This is a genomic window from Rhizobium sp. FKY42, assembly GCF_005222835.1.
Classification (GTDB): Bacteria; Pseudomonadota; Alphaproteobacteria; order Rhizobiales; family Rhizobiaceae; genus Neorhizobium.
Window position 1 is genome coordinate 118,349 of sequence record NZ_STGA01000073.1, and the last position, 19,963, is coordinate 138,311.

Sequence of the window (19,963 nt, forward strand, 5' to 3'; positions counted from 1 at the left end):
ACATGATGCAGACACCCCATGGACAGCAGTCCGACCAGAACCTGCTCTGGTACAAGGATTCCATCATCTATCAGTTGCACGTCAAATCCTTCTACGACAGCAATGGCGACGGGATTGGTGATTTTCGGGGCCTGACAGAAAAGATCGATCATATCGCATCGCTTGGGGCGACAGCCATCTGGCTGCTACCCTTCTTTCCCTCGCCGCGCCGGGACGACGGCTATGATATCGCCGACTACGGCGAGGTGAGCCCAGACTATGGGACTATGGATGACTTCCGGGAATTCGTGGCGGCTGCCCACAGCCGTAACATCCGGGTCATCATCGAGCTTGTCATCAACCACACCTCCGATCAGCATCCATGGTTTCAGCGTGCGCGCAACGCACCGGAAGGATCGCCGGAGCGCGATTTCTACGTCTGGTCAGATACGGATCAGAAGTTCCCGGAAACCCGCATTATCTTTCTTGACACGGAAAAATCGAATTGGACATGGGACCCGGTCGCTGGGGCCTATTACTGGCACCGCTTTTATTCGCACCAGCCGGACCTCAATTTCGACAATCCGCAGGTTCTGGAAGAGCTGCTGAATGTCATGCGCTTCTGGCTGGAAACAGGAATAGACGGCTTCCGTCTTGATGCCATTCCCTACCTCGTGGAGCGTGAGGGCACAATCAACGAGAATCTGCCAGAGACGCACGATATCCTGAAGAAGATCCGCGCCGCACTCGATGCCACCCATCCCGGCAAGATGCTGCTAGCGGAAGCAAACCAGTGGCCGGAGGACACAAGCGAGTATTTCGGTGGAGGTGACGAATGCCACATGGCGTTTCACTTCCCGCTGATGCCGCGCATGTACATGGCCATTGCCAAGGAAGACCGCTTCCCGATCACCGACATCATGCGGCAAACCCCGGAAATTCCGGAAAACTGCCAATGGGCCATCTTCCTGCGCAACCATGATGAGCTGACGCTCGAAATGGTGACCGATGAGGAGCGTGATTACCTCTGGAATACCTATGCGGCAGACCGCCGTGCCCGCATCAATCTCGGCATTCGCCGCCGCCTTGCTCCCTTGATGGAACGGGACCGGCGGCGCGTGGAACTCATGAACGGGTTGCTGCTCTCCATGCCGGGAACGCCCGTGCTCTACTATGGCGATGAGATCGGCATGGGCGACAATATCTATCTCGGTGATCGTGATGGCGTGCGCACACCGATGCAATGGTCACCGGATCGAAATGGTGGCTTTTCGCGCGCAGATCCGGCACGGCTTGTTCTGCCGCAGGTCATGGACCCGCTTTACGGCTACGAAGCGCTCAACGTAGAAGCGCAGAGCGTGGACCAGCATTCGCTGCTGAACTGGACCCGCCGCATGTTGGCACTGCGCGGTCGCCATCCAGCCTTCGGTCGCGGCTCATTGCGTTTTCTCACCCCCGGTAACCGTAAGATCCTTGCCTATCTCCGCGAATATACCGGCGAGACAATTCTCTGCGTTGCCAATCTTTCCCGCCTGCCGCAGGCCGTGGAGCTGGATTTGGCCGAATTCGAAGATCGCGTCCCAATCGAACTTACGGGCATGTCGCCCTTCCCGCCCATCGGGCAACTCACTTACCTTCTGACGCTCCCGCCTTTTTCTTTCTATTGGTTCCAGCTGGTGGCGGAGGCGGATGGTCCGGCCTGGAGGACAGAGCCGCCGCAGCAGATGCCAGACCTTCAGACGCTGGTCATCCGCCGCGACCTGACGGAACTGGTTGACGAACCACGTCTCGCGGAGAGCCTGTCACGCTCCATTCTGCCGGAATACCTATCCAAGCGCCGCTGGTTCGGCTCGAAAGGCGAGAGGCTGAAAGAGGCGCGTCTGGTCGCTGCGACCCCTATGGGCACCATGCACAATATTCTGTTGGGTGAGTTGGAAGCCGAACTGGAAGGTCACACTGAGACCTATCTGGTGCCACTGACGCCTGTCTGGGATGATCTGCAGCCATCGGCACTTTCACAGCAGCTTGCTTTAGCGCGTATACGCCAAGGCAGGCGCGTCGGCTTCTTGACGGATGGCTTCAGCGTCGAAGCCATGGCGCGGGGCGTAATTCGCGGCTTGTGCGAACGCTCCACCATTTCGGGAAGAACCGGCACGCTGGAATTCATCGGCACCGATCAACTCGATTGCTTGAGCATCTTGGATGATCTGCCTGTGCGATGGCTGTCGGCAGAGCAATCCAACAGCAGCCTCATCATCGCAGACATGGCCATGCTGAAGCTTATCCGCCACATATCCCCCGGCATCCACCCGGAAGCGGAGATGACACGCTACCTGACGCAAGTCGGTTATAAGAACACTGCGCCGCTGCTGGGAGAGGTCGTTCGCACCTCACCGGATGGCGAACGCTTCACGCTGATGATCGTGCAAGGCGCGATCCGCAATCAGGGCGACGCCTGGACCTGGATGTTGACCAACCTTCGCCGCGTGCTGGACGACATTGCCATAAGCCAGCCAGATGCGGATGCGGAGGCGGATCTTACGCGTCCATTGATCAATTATACCGCGACACTTGGCCAGCGTCTGGGGGAACTTCATGCAGCTCTGGCGCAGGACACAGATGACGAAAACTTCGTTCCTCTGCCCGCGCTTGAGGAAAACTGCAACATCTGGCGCGATAGCGCCGTCGTCCAGATCGATAAGGCGCTGGGCATTCTCGAAGAGGACATAGAGCAGTTGGAGCCCGATGTCGCTGCCATGGTGCGCCCTCTCCTACGCCAGCGGCAGCATTTGCTGGATCTGGCAACCGAACTTTCGCGCTCTGCCCAAGGCGCCATGATGATCCGCAATCACGGGGACTTTCACCTCGGTCAGGTTCTCGTTGCCGAGGATGATGCCTACATCATCGACTTTGAAGGTGAACCGGCGCGAAGCCTTGCGCATCGCCGTGCAAAGACGATTCCCTTGCGTGACGTAGCAGGTCTGCTGCGCTCCCTCAGCTACCTCGCAGCAACGGCAGAACTGGAAACCGAAGCCGTGGCCGAGACCCACACGCCAGAGCGAAGCGAGGCCATCCTCCGCTTTGTGGAAGAGGCAGAACAGCGTTTCTTGGAGCGGTATCTTCAGGCGATCGGCAATTCGAAGAATCTTCAGTTCGATCCGGTGAAGCGCCAGCAGATGCTCGATCTCTACCTTCTGGAAAAGGCGGCTTACGAGATCGCCTACGAGGCCCGCAACCGCCCCAAATGGTTGCCCATCCCGCTCCGCGGCTTCGCGGCCATCGTTGAAAGACTTTCAGAAAGATCAGCATGAACATCGAACGCTCCGAATTGACAGCCGGTCTTGATCCCTATGCCATCGAGGCCCTGATAGCCGGACAGCATGGCGACCCCTTTTCCATCCTCGGGCCGCATGATGGGTCTGGTGCACGGATCGTCCGTGCCTTTTTTCCGGGTGCCGAGGGCGTGGATCTGGTGGAAACGGCAAGCGGTTCTGTGCAGGCCCGGATGCACCTCATCCACCCTGCGGGTCTCTTCGCAGGTTCGGTTCCGAACGGTGCCGCCTATGCGCTCAGCGTCCATTGGCCGGAAGCTGATCAGACAACCGAAGATCCATACGCCTTTCCCTTGCTGCTGGGTGAACTCGATCTTCACCTCATATCTCAAGGGACGCACTATGCCTTGGGACGCACCCTTGGGGCAGTCGCCATGGAGGTGGACGGCATACACGGCGTTCGCTTCTCGGTCTGGGCGCCCACTGCGAAACGGGTGTCCGTTGTCGGCGACTTCAATTCTTGGGATGGTCGACGTAATCCCATGCGCCTGCGTCGAGAGGCAGGCATCTGGGAGCTTTTCATACCCAGAATTGGCCCCGGTGATCGCTACAAGTTCGAGATTGTCGATCAAAACGGCAACCTACTCTCACAGAAGGCCGACCCGGTTGCGCGCGCCAGCGAAGCAGCCCCCGCAACCGCATCTATCGTCGCCTCCAGCACCCCGTTCCAATGGTCGGACGACGACTGGATGCGAACCGCCTCAAAGCGCAGTGCTGGCGAAGGGGCAATGTCTGTCTACGAAGTCCATCTTGGTTCATGGGTACGTATCCCGGAAGAAGGTAACCGCTGGCTCGACTGGATAGAACTCAGCCAGAGACTGGTTCCCTATGTGGCAGACCTCGGCTTCACGCATATTGAATTGCTACCAATCATGGAACATCCCTTCGGCGGATCATGGGGTTACCAACCACTCGGTCTTTTCGCTCCGACCGGTAGATACGGCACGCCGGAAGATCTCGCCTATTTTGTCGACCGCTGCCACGCTCACGGTATCGGAGTCATTCTGGACTGGGTGCCTGCGCATTTCCCCACCGACGTCTGGGGTCTCGCACGCTTTGACGGAACAGCCCTCTACGAGCATCAAGACCCTCGAGAAGGCTTCCACAAGGACTGGAACACGCTGATCTACAATCTCGGACGCAATGAGGTGAAGGGCTTCCTGATTGCAAGCGCCATGGAGTGGCTGGAGCACTTCCACATCGATGCCCTGCGTGTCGATGCCGTCGCTTCGATGCTGTATCGGGATTACTCGCGAGACGCCGGGGAATGGATCCCGAACAAATATGGTGGGCGGGAGAACCTTGAATCTGTCGAGTTCTTCAAACACCTCAACAGCATCATCCATCAACGATGCCCGCATGCGTTCACAGTGGCTGAGGAATCAACAGCTTGGCCCGGCGTGACCCGCCCGGTGGAAGAAGGCGGCCTTGGCTTTGATTTCAAATGGAACATGGGCTGGATGCACGACACGCTGCATTACATACAGAACGAGCCGATCTACCGGAAGTATCACCACGGCATGATGACCTTCGGCATGGTCTACGCCTACTCGGAACGTTTCATGCTGCCGATCTCTCACGATGAGGTCGTGCATGGAAAAGGCTCTCTGCTCGGCAAAATGCCGGGCGATGACTGGCAAAAACTGGCCAATCTGCGTGCCTATCTCGGCTTCATGTGGGCGCACCCCGGCAAAAAACTGCTATTCATGGGTAGCGAAATCGGCCAGACAACCGAGTGGAACCACGACGGCTCTATAGTCTGGGATCTTCTGGACGATCCTCGGCATGCTGGACTTCAACGTCTCGTCAGGGATCTGAACAAGATCTATCGCGAAAACGAGGCCCTTCAATTCAGCGATCTGCATCCAGAAGGATTTGACTGGATCGTCGCAGATGATGCTGAAAACTCGATTTTCGCGATGCTGCGGAAAAACAGAAGCGGCAATGGGCAGGTGCTGGCTGTCTCCAACTTTACGCCCGTTCCGCGAACCGGCTACCGCATTGGCGTGCCCGCTTCAGGATGTTGGAGAGAGATTCTCAATAGCGACGCTGCCGTCTACGGCGGCAGCAATCATGGCAATGTAGAGGTCTGCAGCGAACCTGTGCCCAGCCATGGAAAACAGCAATCGCTGCTTTTGACCATCCCACCACTCGCAACGATATTCCTGCGATGCAGCCAGGATGAAGTGCCCACTGCCTAGCGTCCGGAGGCATGCAACTATCATAACGACGAAGGCAGCAGGAACATGAACTCATTGATTCGCCTACCCTTTGTCCACGGAAGGACCAAAGTCTTATCTTGATAAATCACACTTGTGATTGATTAACAGGTTCCATAGAAGCACGCACTGCGGCGCGGATGTGCCCGCCCGATTCGGTTTTGGAGAGGGCAGCGGGCGTCTGGAAGGAATGGGAGAGCCTGTGGGAATCCATACGGATGCGCGGCACTCTGTAGGATACGCAAATGAATCTCGAATCAATCCTCGACTGTCAGGAACGCGGGTCAAGGGCTCGCATCCTCGGGTCTCACCAGTCAGAAAACCCCTAAAAATCCAATCGGAATCCCGGCGAACAGAGCGAAGAGACTACTCTTCTTCATGAAGCCTGGGAGTTCGGCTGGGTGATCGAGGACTGTATGCGCCGGATTGGAACAGGCTTTTACCTTTCCTTAAGAAACCAGTCAGCTTTGGCTGCGGGAAAGTTAATCGATACTTGAGAAGCGTCAAACCGAGACGCTATCAAGGCAAAGCCGACATGACGTCGGTCAGGGGCTCGCGGACCCCCTACTCATCATGAGTTGGTGAGCCCCGTTTACGGTCCGACTTTCTTCTAATTCGTTCAGATGAGATCAGCGTGCACATCTCTTGAATGGGCAGAGCTGCCCGCTTGCGTCCGCAATGAGATTACCGAATGCCTTCTCGGTTGAGGGCAGATCAAGCTCCAGGCTCCTGCGTGAAGCACTGCACATCTATCATGAACTTAAAGCCAAAAAGAAAATCCCCGGCGTTGCCACCGGGGACTGTTCAAGTTCAAAGCTCTTGAGGCGCGGATTACTCAGCGTCGCCTTCAGCAGTCTTCTTCTTGGCAGCAGCCTTCTTCTTCGGAGCCGGAGCTTCTTCGCCCTCAGCGCCTTCAGAAGCCTCAGCCTTGGCAGCCTTCTTCTTCGGAGCAGCCTTCTTCTTGTCGGCCTTGGAAGCGCCTTCTTCGTCGTCAGCCAGAAGCTCTTCCTTGGAAACGGTCTTGTCGGTTACGTCGATCTCGCTCAGGAGCTGGTCGATGACCTTTTCTTCGAAGATCGGAGCGCGCAGCGAAGCGGCTGCACCCGGCGTGTTACGGAAGTAATCAAGGATCTCGCGCTGCTGACCCGGGAACTGCTGAAGCTGTGCGTAAAGCGCGCGCTGCATTTCCTCTTCAGTCACTTCAACGCCAGCCTTTTCGCCCAGTTCGGAGAGAACAAGACCCAGACGGACGCGACGCTCGGCAAGCTTGCGATACTCCTCGCGCGCTTCTTCTTCCGTCGTGTCTTCGTCGGCAAAGGTCTTGCCCGACTGAGCCAGATCCGTGTTGATCTGACGCCAGATGTTTTCAAACTCGGCATCAACGAGCGAAGAAGGCGTTTCGAACTTGTACTGTTCGTCCAGCTGGTCGAGGATCTGACGCTTGACCTTCTGGCGCGTCACGTTGCCGTACTGGCCTTCGATCTGGCCACGAACAATTTCCTTGAGCTTTTCGAGGGATTCAACGCCCAGCTTGGAAGCCAGTTCATCGTTGAGTTCGATAGCGGACGGAGCAGCAACTTCCTTCACGGTGATGTCGAAGGTTGCTTCCTTGCCAGCAAGGTTAGCAGCCGGATATTCCGACGGGAAAGTGACTGTGATGGTCTTTTCGTCGCCAGCCTTGACACCAACGAGCTGGTCTTCGAAGCCCGGGATGAAGCGGTTCGAACCGAGGACCAGATCTGCGTCTTCGGCAGCGCCGCCGTCGAATGCGACGCCGTCGACCTTGCCGAGGTAATTCATGGTAACGCGATCGCCGTTTTCAGCAGCACCGTCCTTCTTTTCGAAGGAGCGAGCGCTTTCGGCAATCTTCTCGATCTGTTCGTTGACTTCGTCTTCCGAAACTTCGACCACTTCGCGCGTGACCTTGATGCCCTTGGTCGGCTGAAGTTCGATCGGCGGAATGACTTCGTAGGAGAGCGTGAATTCCAGGTCTGCCTGAGCGGAGAGGATCTTTTCGGCTTCCGCCTCGTCCTCGGTCATCTTGATGCTAGGCTGGGTCGCAGACTTTTCGCCGCGCTCGGAAAGAATCGCGCTAGGGCGGTCACGAACGATCTCGTTGACCAGCTCGGCCATGATCGACTTGCCGTACATCTTCTTCAGGTGAGCAACCGGCACCTTGCCCGGACGGAAGCCGTTGATACGAACCTTGTCCTTGGCGTCAGCCAGGCGCTCGTTCATCTGCTGTTCCATGTCCTTGGCCGGGATCACGACCTTGATTTCGCGCTTCAGCCCTTCAGCGAGCGTTTCGATAACCTGCATTGTCATACCTTCATATTCATGCGGCGGTGCTCACACTGCCGTGGTTTCATGAGCACGACGCCGGTCTCGCCGGTCGTGGCTTTTATGCAATCTCGTTGCGCTGGGGTCTCATGCGCCGATAAACCAACAGGCTTTCGGCGACAGACTGCGCGATCTTTTTGGTGCGGGTAGAGAGACTTGAACTCCCACGCCTTGCGGCACCAGAACCTAAATCTGGCGTGTCTACCAATTTCACCATACCCGCGCCCCAAAACCGCGTCGAAAATCCTCGCAGAGGCCTTCCGGAGCGCGCGTCTCTATAACAACCGTTTTTCTGCCACGCAAAGGAAAAATGACATCCATAACGGCGATCACGCCAAACCCCCAGATTTTAAGGGCTCCCCGGCGCAACATCCCAAAAAACTCATCTTCCTGAAATTACCTTGTCATGCATCTAAGGCATGCCTTCTATACGCATATCGCACTGCACAATGGATCAGCTTCGGCGTATAGGATTGTCCAATAACGGGCCTCGAGCCCAAGTGCTTCGACTGATCGCTTCTCCTCCTCCCATGCGATCGTCGAAATGGCCTGGCGATCTCCCTCCTCCCATTCGCCGGCCAACCCCAATGACGCCCGCCGGTCCTCCTCCCCCGGCGGGCGTTATGCGTTTAAGACCATTCAAATTGTATCCGCTCAGGCAACTTGCCCACCTTTTCGCCATAAATCTTAACAAGTCTGGCAAAGGTATGCGCTTTGCGCATGGGTGACATACGCAGCGAGCGCTGTTCTTATTTGCACTGCAACATATACTGCACTTAATCGATTGAGACGCGGTGATGCGCCTCCCCCAAGCACGAAGGATAAGACCATGAACATCGCACGTTCGCTGAACAACTGGCGCAAGTATCGTCAGACAGTAACGGAACTCGGCCGCATGTCGGACCGCGAACTGACAGATCTCGGCATTGGCCGCTCGGACATCCGTCGAGTTGCTCGTAACGCTGTCGGTATCTGAGACTTCTGGCCGATCCAGCCACAGCGTTTCGGCAATCGCCACGCTACAAATAGCCTCCCGGAAGGGGGGCTTTTTTTATGGGCGGATCGCAGTGCCGAGCGTTATTTCACCGCCCATTAAAACAGCGTAGATGCAAAATTCAGCATCGCAATGCACAAATGCATAGCAGTCGCCTGCTTTTTGCACTGCAATGTACGAATGAGAGAATGTATAAGGGATCCATAGCCAAGGCGAACAGCGCCTGGCCAAACCAACGCTAAGGATCACGACAATGAACCCGATTCGCCTCGCAAAGAGCTGGATCAGCTACCGCCGCACAATGAACGAACTGAGCGGCCTTTCTTCTCAGGCTCTCTCAGACATTGGCCTGACACGCTACGATATCCGCAACGTCGCTTCGCGCTCTTTCCGTTGATCGGAATGCGCCCTTCGGCATGATGCCGATGGAGCTTGATATTGCTGATGATGCATGGCCCCCTGGCGTACGCTGTGGGGGCTTTTTGCTGCCTGAATAATGGGCTTGAGAGGCGATGAGGAGCCCTCACCGCCTTCGGACATTATTGAGCGGCAATTTCCGTTCGATCGACCAGTTTCAGGGTATGATCCGGCTGAACAACAAATGTTTCGGCATACCGCTCTGCACCTTCGCGTACGGTCTGGGAGACCGTCGTGCCGACCATATTGATGCTGAGGCGTCCTTCGCTCGCATGGCTGAGATCTGCGGCGAAGGCCAGCGTGCTGACGCCTAGTATGAATGCGAAGCTGGCGGCGATTATCTTTTTCATGATCCGTTACTCCTTTCGAAGTCGGGGCACCCGCAGGCCCCCGGCAGGCAGCGCAAATGCATATGCCTGCATCTGATCTGGTTCGGTCACGACGGCAAAACAACGGCAGTATCGTTCACCTTTGCGTGCTTTGCGACCTGCGCCTTGGCTCGGGACTATCCGCCCTTAAAGCGCGGCGCACTTTATTGGATTCAGTAGAGCCGCGCTTTCGATCTTTTCTTGCCGCATGTACGTTATCGTTCAATCGAGGACGATTGAACGCGACATGCTGTAGTACATTCGTCTATCGCCGCCGCAAAAACGGATCATCACAAGCGCTGGCCATTGATGCCTCGTATTCGGAAATCAGACGGCTGCACAGTTCTGCCACGGACGGAATATCGTCGATCGATGCAACGCCCTGCCCTGCAGACCAGACATTCTTCCACGCTTTTGCTTCGTTCGCCATGTCCATGGGACCATGCGACACGAGATTGTTTGGATCGAGACCGGCAGCAACAATGCTCTGGCGAAGGAAATTGGCATTCACGCCGGAAATCGCATCCGTGTAGATGATATCGCCAGCCGCGGCGTTCTGGGTCATGACCTTCTGGTCGTCGCTGACCATTGATTCTCTGGTCACCAGGAAGCGTGTTCCGAGATAAGCGAGATCCGCGCCCATAAGGCGAGCAGCAGCTATTTGCGCACCAGTACTCATGGCACCGGAAAGCAGAATGGTTCCGGAAAAGAACGAGCGAATCTCGGGAATCAACGCAAATGGGCTCATCGTGCCGGCATGTCCGCCCGCCCCTGCACAGACGGCGATGATGCCATCGACACCGGCTTCCGCCGCCTTTTCCGCATGCCTGCGATTGATCACGTCATGAAAAACAAGCCCGCCATAGGAGTGGACGGCGTTAACGACATCCGGCACCGCGCCAAGCGAGGTGATGACGACGGGAACCTTGTGTTCCACCACGGCACGCAGATCAGCCTCGATCCTGGGATTTGAGCGATGCACAATGAGGTTGACACCAAATGGAGCGGCATGCGGCGCATCTGCCAGTCTGCTCCGGATCTCGTCGAGCCAGGCGACGAATCCTTCGGTGGTGCGCTGGTTCAGCGCGGGAAACGTTCCCAGCAGTCCTGCCTTGCAGGTTTCGACAACGAGATCAGGACCCGAAGCCAGAAACATGGGTGCGGCGACGGCGGGCAGACGCAGGTCGCGAAGTTGCGCAGGAATTGGCATCGGTCCTCCCAAGATCGATTTTTTCAATGCGCATGTTATAAACCGCAGTTTACGTAAACGGCAATAGGGATGCGACACTGCATATCGTCGCGGGCGTGTCGCGAACGGCAAGGTCTGATCAGAACAGTCGACGCTCACCCATCTTGAACCAGGCTTTGGCAATCTTGCCGTCATGAACTTCGTAGATGCAAATGACCTCGACCTGCCCTTTGCCCTCGGGGAAATTGCGGGTCACCAATTCATGATCGACGACAGTATTTCCCATCACCATACGCGACAGGAGTTCACCGTGCAGGTCCGGCTCCAGGAAACGCTCGATATGCCGATTGCGGATATCTGCTATCCCCACACATAGAGTGTCATTGGGAAACGCAAGATAGTGGCAGTCGTCTGCCCACCATCGCATGAACTCGTCTATGTCTTTGCGGTTATAGGCATTGAGTTGCGACGAAATAACCTCTTCTGCACCCGGAATAGATTGCATGCCTGCTCCTCAATCTTATGAAACGAAGGCTCATATTCGTTTCAAATTCCAGGTCAGGAATAGTTTGGGATTGGGGTGAGGTCCAGACTATTGCCATGCAGAGCGGCCAAGGATGGACGGAACGGCAAATTTTCCAGGCAAAAAAGAAATAGCTCGCTGCTGGTGCAGCGAGCCAATATTTGACACGGGCTCCTTAGTGGCCGCGCGCGGCAGCCACCATTTCACGAAGCTGGTCTTCAGTGCGAACACCCTGCCGATAAAGCTCGATGGTTATTGCTGCGAGACGATTTGTCTCCTCCTGATCATCGAGAGGGCAGATCTCGGCTTTCAAGCGCTCGAAAACTTGCTGGCACTTGGCCAGATCCTCCGAGTTCAAAGGCTCCTGATTCCGCCTCGTTTCACTCCTGATCATAACTTCTCCTGCACTGCATGTGATAAGACCACTGTGGCGGCACGCATGGGCACGCCTACAACATTCCTGTTCAGTAATCTTTGATATGGATCGCTTTCAGCGAACAAACCCGCAGCAAAATGCGGGCACGGCGACTCGTGACGCAAAACCGGCTAAATGATCGAAATCATTGACGAGATCGCCCTTGCACGTACTCCGACAGGTCTGCGTGGCTGAAAACAGCACAAGAGCGGGCGAACGCGCTGCGCATTGGACCTGTGGCTGTACTCTTCATTAACCTTCTCCCGCTCGGTTCGCCATAACGGTCGTCACGAGATTAGGTTCCGAAAAAGTTTGGCCTTATCGGATTTGGCAACGCATCCTTGCCATCGCGCTACAGGTAAAGTTCACCCGCAGCAATCTTGACCGCCTGTCCGCCTATTCTTGCACGGAAAATACCGGCGTCTTTGATATCGATATGCAGATGGATATAGGATGGACGGCCCATCTCGACGCCCTGCTCAATCAGGATCGGGTGGTTTCCATCAGGCAATGCATCAAAATGGTGGATCGCGCCGGCCATGGCAGCGACAGCGCCGCCAGTGGCAGGATCTTCGGGAATGCCCATGTCTGGGGAAAACATACGTGCGTGGAATTTGGCAGCATGGTGCACGCCGGCCCGGCAATAAACATAGGCAGAGGTTAAGCGCCCTTCCACAAAAGGTGCGGCGCGTTCCCAGAGACCCGCATCGAATTCCAGCGACTGAACCGCAGCGAGATTATGGACGGGCAGCATGAGGAACGGAACGCCCGCGCTCCAGATCGACGGAACATGATTCTCAAAGCCAAGGTCGGAAAGCTTCAGTCCAATTGCGTCCGCCAGCCCCTGGCGATCAAGATTAAGATCGATCGGCGCGGGCTTTCTCGGCAGGTCGAACTCCGCAAATCCCGCCTGGCCTTCGGAAAGGCTGACGGCACAACGAACCGGCCCGACTGCCTCTTCCAGCATGAACACGGTATCGAGCGTGGGCGCAGAATCAGAGCGGTTCAGCTCTGTCAGCGCAATCGCAGTGCCCACTGTTGGATGTCCAGCGAAAGGCAACTCACGCCCTGGCGTGAAGATTCTCAGCTTTGCAGCATGGGCGGGATTCTCGGCCTTGTGGACGAAAACTGTCTCCGACAGGTTCATTTCTCCCGCAACCGCCTGCATCTTTTCGGTCGACCAATCATCGCCCCCGAAAACGACCGCCAGAGGATTTCCAGCCAGACGCTGGTCGGTGAAGACATCGTACACTACGTAACGCAAAACCAAGATGAAGCCTCCTGACATCCGCAAACCAAACGGGCTGCTCGCTGCAAGTTGGTCGACAAACTGTCCGAAACCTCTGCCGTGTTCAACCCGTGAACGTTATCTTCCAGAGAAAACAGATTTAACCGCGACACGCGTAAGATCGTCCATGGAATTGGCGAGCGAAGACCAGGAATCCGGTTTGACGGCATAGACCGCATCAATCTCAGACAAGGTTTCGCCATTCATATGGACTGTCACACGATCCAGGATCTCAGCATCGCTCCACGGCAAGTAAACCGCCCGGAAGACAATGCAACGCCCGTTCGAATACGCCGCAGACAATTGGCCTAGATCCGTCGCGTTCGATACATCAAGGCCCGTTTCTTCCTTGAGCTCGCGGTTCATGCTGCCAATGACATTGCAATACCCCTCGACTACATCCGAGGGATCAAGCGACCCGGCGGCAAAACAGATGCGCCCGGCATTCGCTGTGTGGGGCGCCATGCGGATGACGATCGCGGAGCCATCTGTGGATACTGGAATTGCCGCGCCGAACAGCAACCGGATCCTTGCGCGGTCTTGCTGCCGACGCCACCAGAGCAGCGTCGAAAAGCGCGTCATCCTGGCTGTCGCCAGAAGCCGGTCACCATGCTGGATGATGCTCTCCTGCAGCAGGATGGGACCATCGAACAGGTGGTGGTTGGCGCGGCTTTCAACCGCCCACTGCGCCTCTATCTCGGCACGGTGTGCCTGCCAAAGAGAATGCGGGCCATCCTCAACGATGACATCAACTGCTGAAATCGAGAAGGCCTGAAGAGGCGGCGAAGAGAGATCAGTCAAGCTCGGAGTTAAATCAGTCATCCGCAACAGATAGCAGCATAAAAAGCGGCCCCGCAATCGCTCGCGAGGCCGTGAAAACCGATAATCACGAAACGTTCAAGCGGCCTTGACTTCCGCATTCCGGATCAGGCGACCCAGACGCTGGATACCTTCTTCGATCATCTGCTCATTGGCGCATGAGAAGGACAGGCGAAGCGTATTTTCGCCGGAACGATCCGCGAAGAATGCCTGTCCCGGAACGAACGCCACCTTTTCGGTTTCGATCGACCGTGCCAGCAGTTGAGCACCATCGAGGCTCTTCGGAAGGGTTACCCAGATGAACATTCCACCCTCAGGCTTGGTCCAGCTTGTGCCCGCTGGCATATACTTCTCCAGCGCGGCCAGCATGGCATCGCGACGTGCACTATAGGCAGCACCGATTTTCGCGACCTGATCGTCAAAGATGCGTTCCGCAACAGTCGCAATCGCAATCTGGTTGATGGTCGACGAATGGAGATCGGCGGCCTGCTTCATCAGGACGAGCTTGCGAATAACGCTCATGTTCGCCACGACGAAACCGACGCGAAGTCCTGGAGCCAAGGTCTTGGAGAAGCTGCCGGAATAGATCGTCCGCGTGTTTTCGATACTTCCCTTGCGCGCGATCTCGATGGCAAGCAGCGGAGAAACCGGCTCACCATTATAGCGCAGCGACTGGTAGGCACCGTCCTCGATCACGGCAATATCCAGTTCTTCCGCCAGATCGAGAACCTTTTCACGTCCCTGGCGGTCTACGGTTTCGCCAGTGGGATTTGCAAAATCAGCCGAGAGATAGGCGAACTTGACCGCGCCCCCATTTTTGGCAGCCTGTTCCCGATAGGTATCGGGCGTACGGTTGCCATTCGGGTTCAACTGATCGTAATACGGCTCATAGGCGTTGAATGCCTGCAACGCGCCCAGATAGGTCGGCCAGGTGACGAGAGCCGTATCCTTTGGTGACAGAAAGAGCTTGCCGAGATAGTCGAGCGCCTGCTGCGAACCGGAGGTAATGAAAACGTTATCGACCGTGCATTCGATGCCGATCTTTTTCATCTGGCCAACAAGCCATTCCCGCAGCGGCTTATAGCCTTCGCTGACGGAATACTGAAGCGCAGCATTCACCTGCGCGCTGGAAAAGATTTCAGCATAAGCATCCTTAAAGGCTGCATCGGGAAAGAGCGCGGGATCGGGAATGCCCCCGGCGAACGAGATAATGTCCGGTCGCTCGAGCAGCTTGAGCAGTTCACGGATTTCGGAAGCGCGCATACGTGTAGAGCGTGTCGCAAAAATATGATCCCAATCGAGCACCGATGTTTCCTCTTATTTCGTTTCGTTGTCGAATTTTGTACAACATATTCGATAGGTCAGCAACACTGACCTATCGAATATTCGTCAACCCTTGAACATCCTGCATAAGGTATTGTTTACTCGTCCTTTTCTCCTCATTGGACGAGCTCCTGACCTCCGCATTCACCGTGTTCCCTAGCAGATAATCTTGGGTGGTGTGAAGATCCTCGTCGGCGACAGGCGCTAATCCTTTCTTGAGAGAAGACGCATAAGAATCATAAGCAATCAATCATATGCGGTGCACATGAAACCAATCTGGCCGAACCTTTTCCAGATCACACTTTATAGCGGACCGGGAGCCCAGCAGCTTATCCGGCATATGTTGGATGATTTGTTCCTGCCTTGGCCCCATCTCATTGCGGGACTGGCGATCATCATCTGCCCCGTCTATTCGGCGTGGCTGGGTGGAGACCGTTTCGCGACGGAAGCGGTAGCGATCATGATCGTGCATATGAGCTACCGGATCGCAATTCACAGGCACTATATCCGTTCCGGCTATGCTGACAGGGAGCGTTACTGGACGCGGCTTTTCTTTGCATCCGCTCTGATCTCCGGCTTTGCCTGGGGCACCTCGCTCTCCCTGCTCATCGTCTCAGCACCGGATGAGGTCAAATATCTGACATTGACGGTCGCATGCGTGATTATACAGTCGGCGACCGCGCGTGCATTCATGGCGCCTTTACCGCTCATCCTGCAGACGCTCCTGCTGATGATGATGGTGGTGTCCACGTCCGTTTGGAATGGAGACTGGATCGTTGCACCAGCAGCGGTTCTTTTCATTGCATTTCAGGCCGGTCATATGCGCCATCTGATAGCAATGCGGTTCCGCGAATGGCAGGCACAGAAAGACAAAGATCATCTCCTGGCGCGGCTGGCAAAGGCCAATGACGACCTGTCCGAAGCGAATGAAGCACTGCGGAAAGCAGCGCTGACAGACGGGCTGACGGGTTTGGCGAACCGTCGCGCCTTTGACCTGCATCTGGAACTTCATTGCTCGCCCGATGCTGGCACTTCAGAACCTGTCTCGCTGATTTTTTTCGATGTCGATCGCTTCAAATCGTTCAACGATACGCACGGCCACCAGGCAGGCGATCAATGTCTGGAGCTGATTAGTCGCTGCGCACGATCCGTGCTGACAAGCACCTGGCAAATGGCGGCCCGCTATGGCGGTGAAGAATTTGCACTTATCTTGCCAATGACGGGAGCGGACGAGGCCCGCCGAATTGCCGACGTGTTGCGCGAGAAAGTCTCACGCATACCGATCCCAGTGCGCGCAGAAGAAACCCATGTCACAATCAGCCTTGGCGTCGCGACCGCAGACAATTTAACCGCCTCGACCCCTTCAGCCCTTCTCGCGCGTGCAGACCTGGCTCTTTACCGCGCAAAACAGCGCGGACGCAATCGCGTGGAGGTGGTCGAAACCGCCTCGGAAACAGAAATACATGACGCTTTGCAATATCTGAGAACGACCTGAAATCTGTCCCGCGATCCTGCGTCTGGCAGCAAAAAACCGGGCGAATAAACCGCCCGGTTCAGACTGCTTACAATCCTGCCTTCTAACCGCAACGTCATTCTCGGCCTCGTGCCGAAGATCTACTGACGTCTGAAAACAGTCGGCTGCAGACGCTCGAGACAAGCCCGAGCATGACAGAAGTTTAGTTGACAGACTTGTCGATCAGCTTGTTCTTGCCGATCCCCGCACCGCCGCAAGGCGCGCAAACAAAGGATGCCGGGGATAGGCAATTCACTCTTAGTTGACGGCCTTGTCGACCAGCTTGTTCTTGCCGATCCCCGCACCGCCGCAAGGCGTGCAAACAAAGGATGCCGGGGATAGGCAATTTTCAGTTAGTTGACAGACTTGTCGACCAGCTTGTTCTTGCCGATCCCCGCACCGCCGCAAGGCGTGCAAACAAAGGATGCCGGGGATAGGCAATTTTCAGTTAGTTGACAGACTTGTCGACCAGCTTGTTCTTGCCGATCCATGGCATCATGGCGCGCAGCTTGGTGCCGACTTCTTCAATCTGGTGGCTGTCGTTCATGCGGCGGATGCCCTTGAAGCGAGCAGCACCCGAACGGTATTCCTGCATCCAGTCGGAGGTGAACTTGCCGGTCTGGATGTCGTGCAGAACGCGCTTCATTTCAGCCTTGGTTTCAGCCGTGATGATGCGCGGGCCTGTGACGTACTCGCCCCACTCCGCCGTGTTGGAGATGGAGTAGTTCATGTTGGCAATGCCGCCTTCGTAGATCAGGTCCACGATCAGCTTCACTTCGTGCAGGCACTCGAAATAGGCCATTTCCGGTGCATAACCGGCTTCAACCAGCGTTTCGAAACCAGCGCGGATCAATTCGACGAGACCGCCGCACAGAACGACCTGTTCGCCGAAGAGGTCGGTTTCGCACTCTTCCTTGAAGTTGGTCTCGATGATGCCCGAACGACCGCCGCCAACGCCGCAAGCGTAGGAGAGAGCGAGTTCAAGCGCATTGCCGGAAGCGTTCTGGTGAACGGCAACCAGGCACGGCACGCCGCCGCCCTTCTGGTATTCGCCACGAACCGTATGGCCCGGGCCCTTTGGAGCGATCATGACGACGTCAACCGAGCTCTTCGGCTCGATGAGACCGAAGTGAACGTTCAGGCCGTGCGCAAAAGCGATTGCAGCACCGTCACGAATGTTGCCAGCAATGTCAGCCTTGTAGATGTCGGCCTGCAGTTCGTCCGGCGTCGCCATCATCAGAAGGTCGGCCCAAGCGGCAGCTTCTGCAACGGTCATGACCTTGAAACCGTCGGCTTCTGCCTTCTTGATGGTCGGCGAACCTGCCTTCAGGGCGATGACGACGTTCTTGGCGCCGGAATCCTTGAGGTTCAGCGCGTGTGCGCGACCCTGCGAACCGTAGCCGACGATAACAACATTCTTCGACTTGATGAGGTTAAGATCAGCATCCCGATCGTAATAAACGCGCATCTTTTGGTCCTTCCCTGTGCGGTTTGTGTTCTGACTATTGTTTAAGCGTCCGAATGCGCGCGACCGGCGCCCTCGGTATTCTGTGACGCGCCATGTAATGACAGGAAGGCATGAACAGCCCTCTCTGCCTGGCGCGCATTGTCTTTCAGACCATTTTCGCCCAGCAGCATGCGCACATGCAGATCCGAAACGATGAGGCCATAGAGTGTGTGGTAGGCACTATCTGCGTCCGGAAAGCGCAACAGACCGGCACGACGGCCTGCTTCCATGAGGCCGATGGCACGGCGGTCGATCTGTCGACGGCCATGCTCGATCAGGAGGCGGCCCAGTTTCGAACCCTCGCGGCTGGCCTGTCCGATAGCAAGTCGATTGAGCGCAAGCGAAACCTCGCCGGAAAGAACCTCCAGCAGATCCCTGCCAAACGTCTCCAGATGTTCGCGGAGCAGATCGGCAGTCAGGCGACCGCCACTGCGTTCGAATGTGCGAACTTTGCTTGCCTGATAGGCGATCATCGCCGCCAGAAGACCGTCTCGATCACCGAACCATTTGTAGAGGCTTTCCTTCGAGCAGTTAGCGGCACGGGCAAGGCCCGATGTCGTCAGCGCTTTCTCACCGCCATCGACCAAAAGTTTGAGCGCCTGTTCCAGAACGGCGTTCTGGCGCGGCGAAAACTCCGGCATGTCAGACAGTTCAGCGGTCACGGCTAGCTCACTCCTCGTAGTACCGTACGGTACGGTTCCGTCGTTTAATGTGGATCCCCTTTGCGGTCAAGAGGGCTCCTTATCGAAGCCGAGTTTTTTGTTTGATCAGCAGTGGCGGATGCATTGCGTGGCAATATCAATAGGCAGTTATGTGGCGGAATACATATGCTGCGGATACCGGCCTTGTTGTATTGTGAAGGACGAATCCACGAGGAGATCATCATGAAAATACGCGCTTCAATTGCGCTCGCAATTACGTTTTTGGTGGCTACAGCATCCCAGGCGGCGGAAAACCGCTGCGGCTGGATCGTCAACCCAACGCCTGGCAATTACTGGCTCGACGACAAGGAAGGCTCCTGGACCATCATGACGCAGGGCTCGGATGTGGAGGCGAAAGGCGCTGAAAAGATGCCCGATTTCTCCGCTGGTCAGTTCGTGCGCACCAACGGCTATTATGGTTACGCCTGCACCTGCATGTCGGTAGATGTTGACCGGTCCGAAAAGCGCATCACGCAGATTCACTCGGTCAAGCAGCTTGCATTGGCGAAGTGCAAAGGCGACAAGTCCCTGCCGAAACCAAACGTCGAGTAATCAGACACCGCCTTCTGTAGCATCGAAACGGGCGCGCGCATCGCGCACTTCGCCGTGGTTGCGCTCTGCCCACATCAACACCTGTGAAAGCGCGTTGAAAAGGGAGTAGCCAAGCGGGGTCATGCTATACTCTACGCTCGGCGGCTTCGTGGGGAAGACCGTCCTGTCAATGTAGCCGTCCCGCTGAAGATCGCGCAGCGTCTGAGTGAGCATGCGTTGAGAGATATCCGGCACCAGACGACGAAGCGCCCCGAAGCGATAGGGTCGCTCCGAAAGCGCATGGAGAATAAGCGTGGACCACTTGCCGCTGATCTGGTTCATGACATCGCGGATGGGACAGTTGTTTGCGTCCCATTCAATGCTCTCGCCTGTTGTAAGGCTGTAGCCGAAGCCGATGACCCGCTGATCCACCGTGGTTCCCTTTTGGTAACTTGCTCCCGAGAAACTGCCTTCTTTACAGCGTCTCGTCAATTCCTATTTTAGC

General features: G+C 56.2%; 16 protein-coding genes, 1 tRNA gene and 1 pseudogene. 6 read left to right on the plus strand and 12 right to left on the minus strand.

Annotated elements, in window-relative coordinates; genetic code table 11:
• Positions 1–5 precede the first annotated feature (5 nt).
• Positions 6–3,290 (plus strand): maltose alpha-D-glucosyltransferase, encoded by a 3,285-nt coding sequence (gene treS / locus E8M78_RS22250; RefSeq protein WP_137137245.1) that lies wholly within the window; start codon positions 6–8, stop codon positions 3,288–3,290.
• Positions 3,287–5,512: a 1,4-alpha-glucan branching protein GlgB gene (glgB, locus tag E8M78_RS22255; RefSeq protein ID WP_137137119.1), complete on the plus strand. Its 2,226-nt coding sequence runs from the start codon at positions 3,287–3,289 to the stop codon at positions 5,510–5,512. Before treS ends, glgB begins: the two co-directional genes overlap by 4 nt.
• Before the next feature lie 849 nt (positions 5,513–6,361).
• On the opposite strand, the gene tig is transcribed toward glgB, so the two are convergent.
• A complete protein-coding gene (gene tig / locus E8M78_RS22260) occupies positions 6,362–7,849 on the minus strand; it encodes a trigger factor (RefSeq protein ID WP_137137246.1) in 1,488 nt (495 codons plus the stop codon).
• Positions 7,850–8,008: 159 nt separating this feature from the next.
• Positions 8,009–8,093 (minus strand) — tRNA-Leu (locus E8M78_RS22265).
• 606 nt (positions 8,094–8,699) lie between these two features.
• On the opposite strand from E8M78_RS22265, the gene E8M78_RS22270 reads away from it, so the two are divergent.
• Together E8M78_RS22270 and E8M78_RS22275 are read left to right on the plus strand one after the other, a co-directional pair.
• Positions 8,700–8,846, plus strand: a complete 147-nt coding sequence (locus E8M78_RS22270; RefSeq protein WP_082547150.1) for a DUF1127 domain-containing protein — start codon at positions 8,700–8,702, stop codon at positions 8,844–8,846.
• Positions 8,847–9,117: 271 nt separating this feature from the next.
• A complete protein-coding gene (locus tag E8M78_RS22275; protein WP_082547149.1) occupies positions 9,118–9,261 on the plus strand; it encodes a DUF1127 domain-containing protein in 144 nt (47 codons plus the stop codon).
• A gap of 142 nt (positions 9,262–9,403) precedes the next feature.
• On the opposite strand, the gene E8M78_RS22280 is transcribed toward E8M78_RS22275, so the two are convergent.
• From E8M78_RS22280 to E8M78_RS22310, 7 genes are all read right to left on the minus strand, one after another.
• The gene (locus E8M78_RS22280; RefSeq protein ID WP_137137120.1) at positions 9,404–9,631 is read right to left on the minus strand and encodes a hypothetical protein; all 228 of its coding nucleotides are present in this window, start codon (positions 9,629–9,631) and stop codon (positions 9,404–9,406) included.
• A 283-nt stretch (positions 9,632–9,914) separates the two neighbouring features.
• A complete protein-coding gene (locus E8M78_RS22285; protein ID WP_137137121.1) occupies positions 9,915–10,859 on the minus strand; it encodes a nitronate monooxygenase family protein in 945 nt (314 codons plus the stop codon).
• A 118-nt stretch (positions 10,860–10,977) separates the two neighbouring features.
• The gene (locus tag E8M78_RS22290; RefSeq protein ID WP_137137122.1) at positions 10,978–11,343 is read right to left on the minus strand and encodes a nuclear transport factor 2 family protein; all 366 of its coding nucleotides are present in this window, start codon (positions 11,341–11,343) and stop codon (positions 10,978–10,980) included.
• Between the two features lie 193 nt (positions 11,344–11,536).
• Positions 11,537–11,755: a hypothetical protein gene (locus tag E8M78_RS23675; protein WP_137137123.1), complete on the minus strand. Its 219-nt coding sequence runs from the start codon at positions 11,753–11,755 to the stop codon at positions 11,537–11,539.
• Positions 11,756–12,128: 373 nt separating this feature from the next.
• Complete coding sequence (locus tag E8M78_RS22300) at positions 12,129–13,046, minus strand: PhzF family phenazine biosynthesis protein (RefSeq protein WP_137137124.1); 918 nt, start codon at positions 13,044–13,046, stop codon at positions 12,129–12,131.
• Positions 13,047–13,142: 96 nt separating this feature from the next.
• On the minus strand, positions 13,143–13,886 hold the full coding sequence (locus E8M78_RS22305; protein ID WP_137137125.1) for a hypothetical protein: 744 nt from the start codon (positions 13,884–13,886) through the stop codon (positions 13,143–13,145).
• A gap of 75 nt (positions 13,887–13,961) precedes the next feature.
• The gene (locus tag E8M78_RS22310) at positions 13,962–15,188 is read right to left on the minus strand and encodes a PLP-dependent aminotransferase family protein (protein WP_137137126.1); all 1,227 of its coding nucleotides are present in this window, start codon (positions 15,186–15,188) and stop codon (positions 13,962–13,964) included.
• A gap of 283 nt (positions 15,189–15,471) precedes the next feature.
• On the opposite strand from E8M78_RS22310, the gene E8M78_RS22315 reads away from it, so the two are divergent.
• On the plus strand, positions 15,472–16,701 hold the full coding sequence (locus E8M78_RS22315; RefSeq protein WP_137137127.1) for a GGDEF domain-containing protein: 1,230 nt from the start codon (positions 15,472–15,474) through the stop codon (positions 16,699–16,701).
• Positions 16,702–17,167: 466 nt separating this feature from the next.
• Here E8M78_RS22315 and ilvC read toward each other — a convergent pair.
• Both ilvC and E8M78_RS22325 read right to left on the minus strand, forming a co-directional pair.
• Positions 17,168–18,211 (minus strand): annotated as a pseudogene (gene ilvC, locus E8M78_RS22320) (ketol-acid reductoisomerase); the annotation flags it as partial.
• Between the two features lie 17 nt (positions 18,212–18,228).
• Complete coding sequence (locus tag E8M78_RS22325) at positions 18,229–18,867, minus strand: TetR/AcrR family transcriptional regulator C-terminal domain-containing protein (protein WP_137137247.1); 639 nt, start codon at positions 18,865–18,867, stop codon at positions 18,229–18,231.
• A 243-nt stretch (positions 18,868–19,110) separates the two neighbouring features.
• On the opposite strand from E8M78_RS22325, the gene E8M78_RS22330 reads away from it, so the two are divergent.
• Positions 19,111–19,479 (plus strand): DUF4087 domain-containing protein, encoded by a 369-nt coding sequence (locus E8M78_RS22330; protein WP_137137129.1) that lies wholly within the window; start codon positions 19,111–19,113, stop codon positions 19,477–19,479.
• On the opposite strand, the gene E8M78_RS22335 is transcribed toward E8M78_RS22330, so the two are convergent.
• Complete coding sequence (locus E8M78_RS22335; protein WP_246658453.1) at positions 19,480–19,875, minus strand: helix-turn-helix domain-containing protein; 396 nt, start codon at positions 19,873–19,875, stop codon at positions 19,480–19,482. It lies immediately after the preceding gene.
• Between the last annotated feature and the right edge of the window lie 88 nt (positions 19,876–19,963).

Coding starts and splice junctions, on each gene's coding strand:
- treS (WP_137137245.1), top strand. CDS start 6: ATGCAGACACCCCATGGACAGCAGTCCGACCAGAACCTGCTCTGGTAC.
- glgB (WP_137137119.1), top strand. CDS start 3,287: ATGAACATCGAACGCTCCGAATTGACAGCCGGTCTTGATCCCTATGCC.
- tig (WP_137137246.1), bottom strand. CDS start 7,849: ATGCAGGTTATCGAAACGCTCGCTGAAGGGCTGAAGCGCGAAATCAAG.
- E8M78_RS22270 (WP_082547150.1), top strand. CDS start 8,700: ATGAACATCGCACGTTCGCTGAACAACTGGCGCAAGTATCGTCAGACA.
- E8M78_RS22275 (WP_082547149.1), top strand. CDS start 9,118: ATGAACCCGATTCGCCTCGCAAAGAGCTGGATCAGCTACCGCCGCACA.
- E8M78_RS22280 (WP_137137120.1), bottom strand. CDS start 9,631: ATGAAAAAGATAATCGCCGCCAGCTTCGCATTCATACTAGGCGTCAGC.
- E8M78_RS22285 (WP_137137121.1), bottom strand. CDS start 10,859: ATGCCAATTCCTGCGCAACTTCGCGACCTGCGTCTGCCCGCCGTCGCC.
- E8M78_RS22290 (WP_137137122.1), bottom strand. CDS start 11,343: ATGCAATCTATTCCGGGTGCAGAAGAGGTTATTTCGTCGCAACTCAAT.
- E8M78_RS23675 (WP_137137123.1), bottom strand. CDS start 11,755: ATGATCAGGAGTGAAACGAGGCGGAATCAGGAGCCTTTGAACTCGGAG.
- E8M78_RS22305 (WP_137137125.1), bottom strand. CDS start 13,886: ATGACTGATTTAACTCCGAGCTTGACTGATCTCTCTTCGCCGCCTCTT.
- E8M78_RS22315 (WP_137137127.1), top strand. CDS start 15,472: ATGAAACCAATCTGGCCGAACCTTTTCCAGATCACACTTTATAGCGGA.
- E8M78_RS22325 (WP_137137247.1), bottom strand. CDS start 18,867: ATGCCGGAGTTTTCGCCGCGCCAGAACGCCGTTCTGGAACAGGCGCTC.
- E8M78_RS22330 (WP_137137129.1), top strand. CDS start 19,111: ATGAAAATACGCGCTTCAATTGCGCTCGCAATTACGTTTTTGGTGGCT.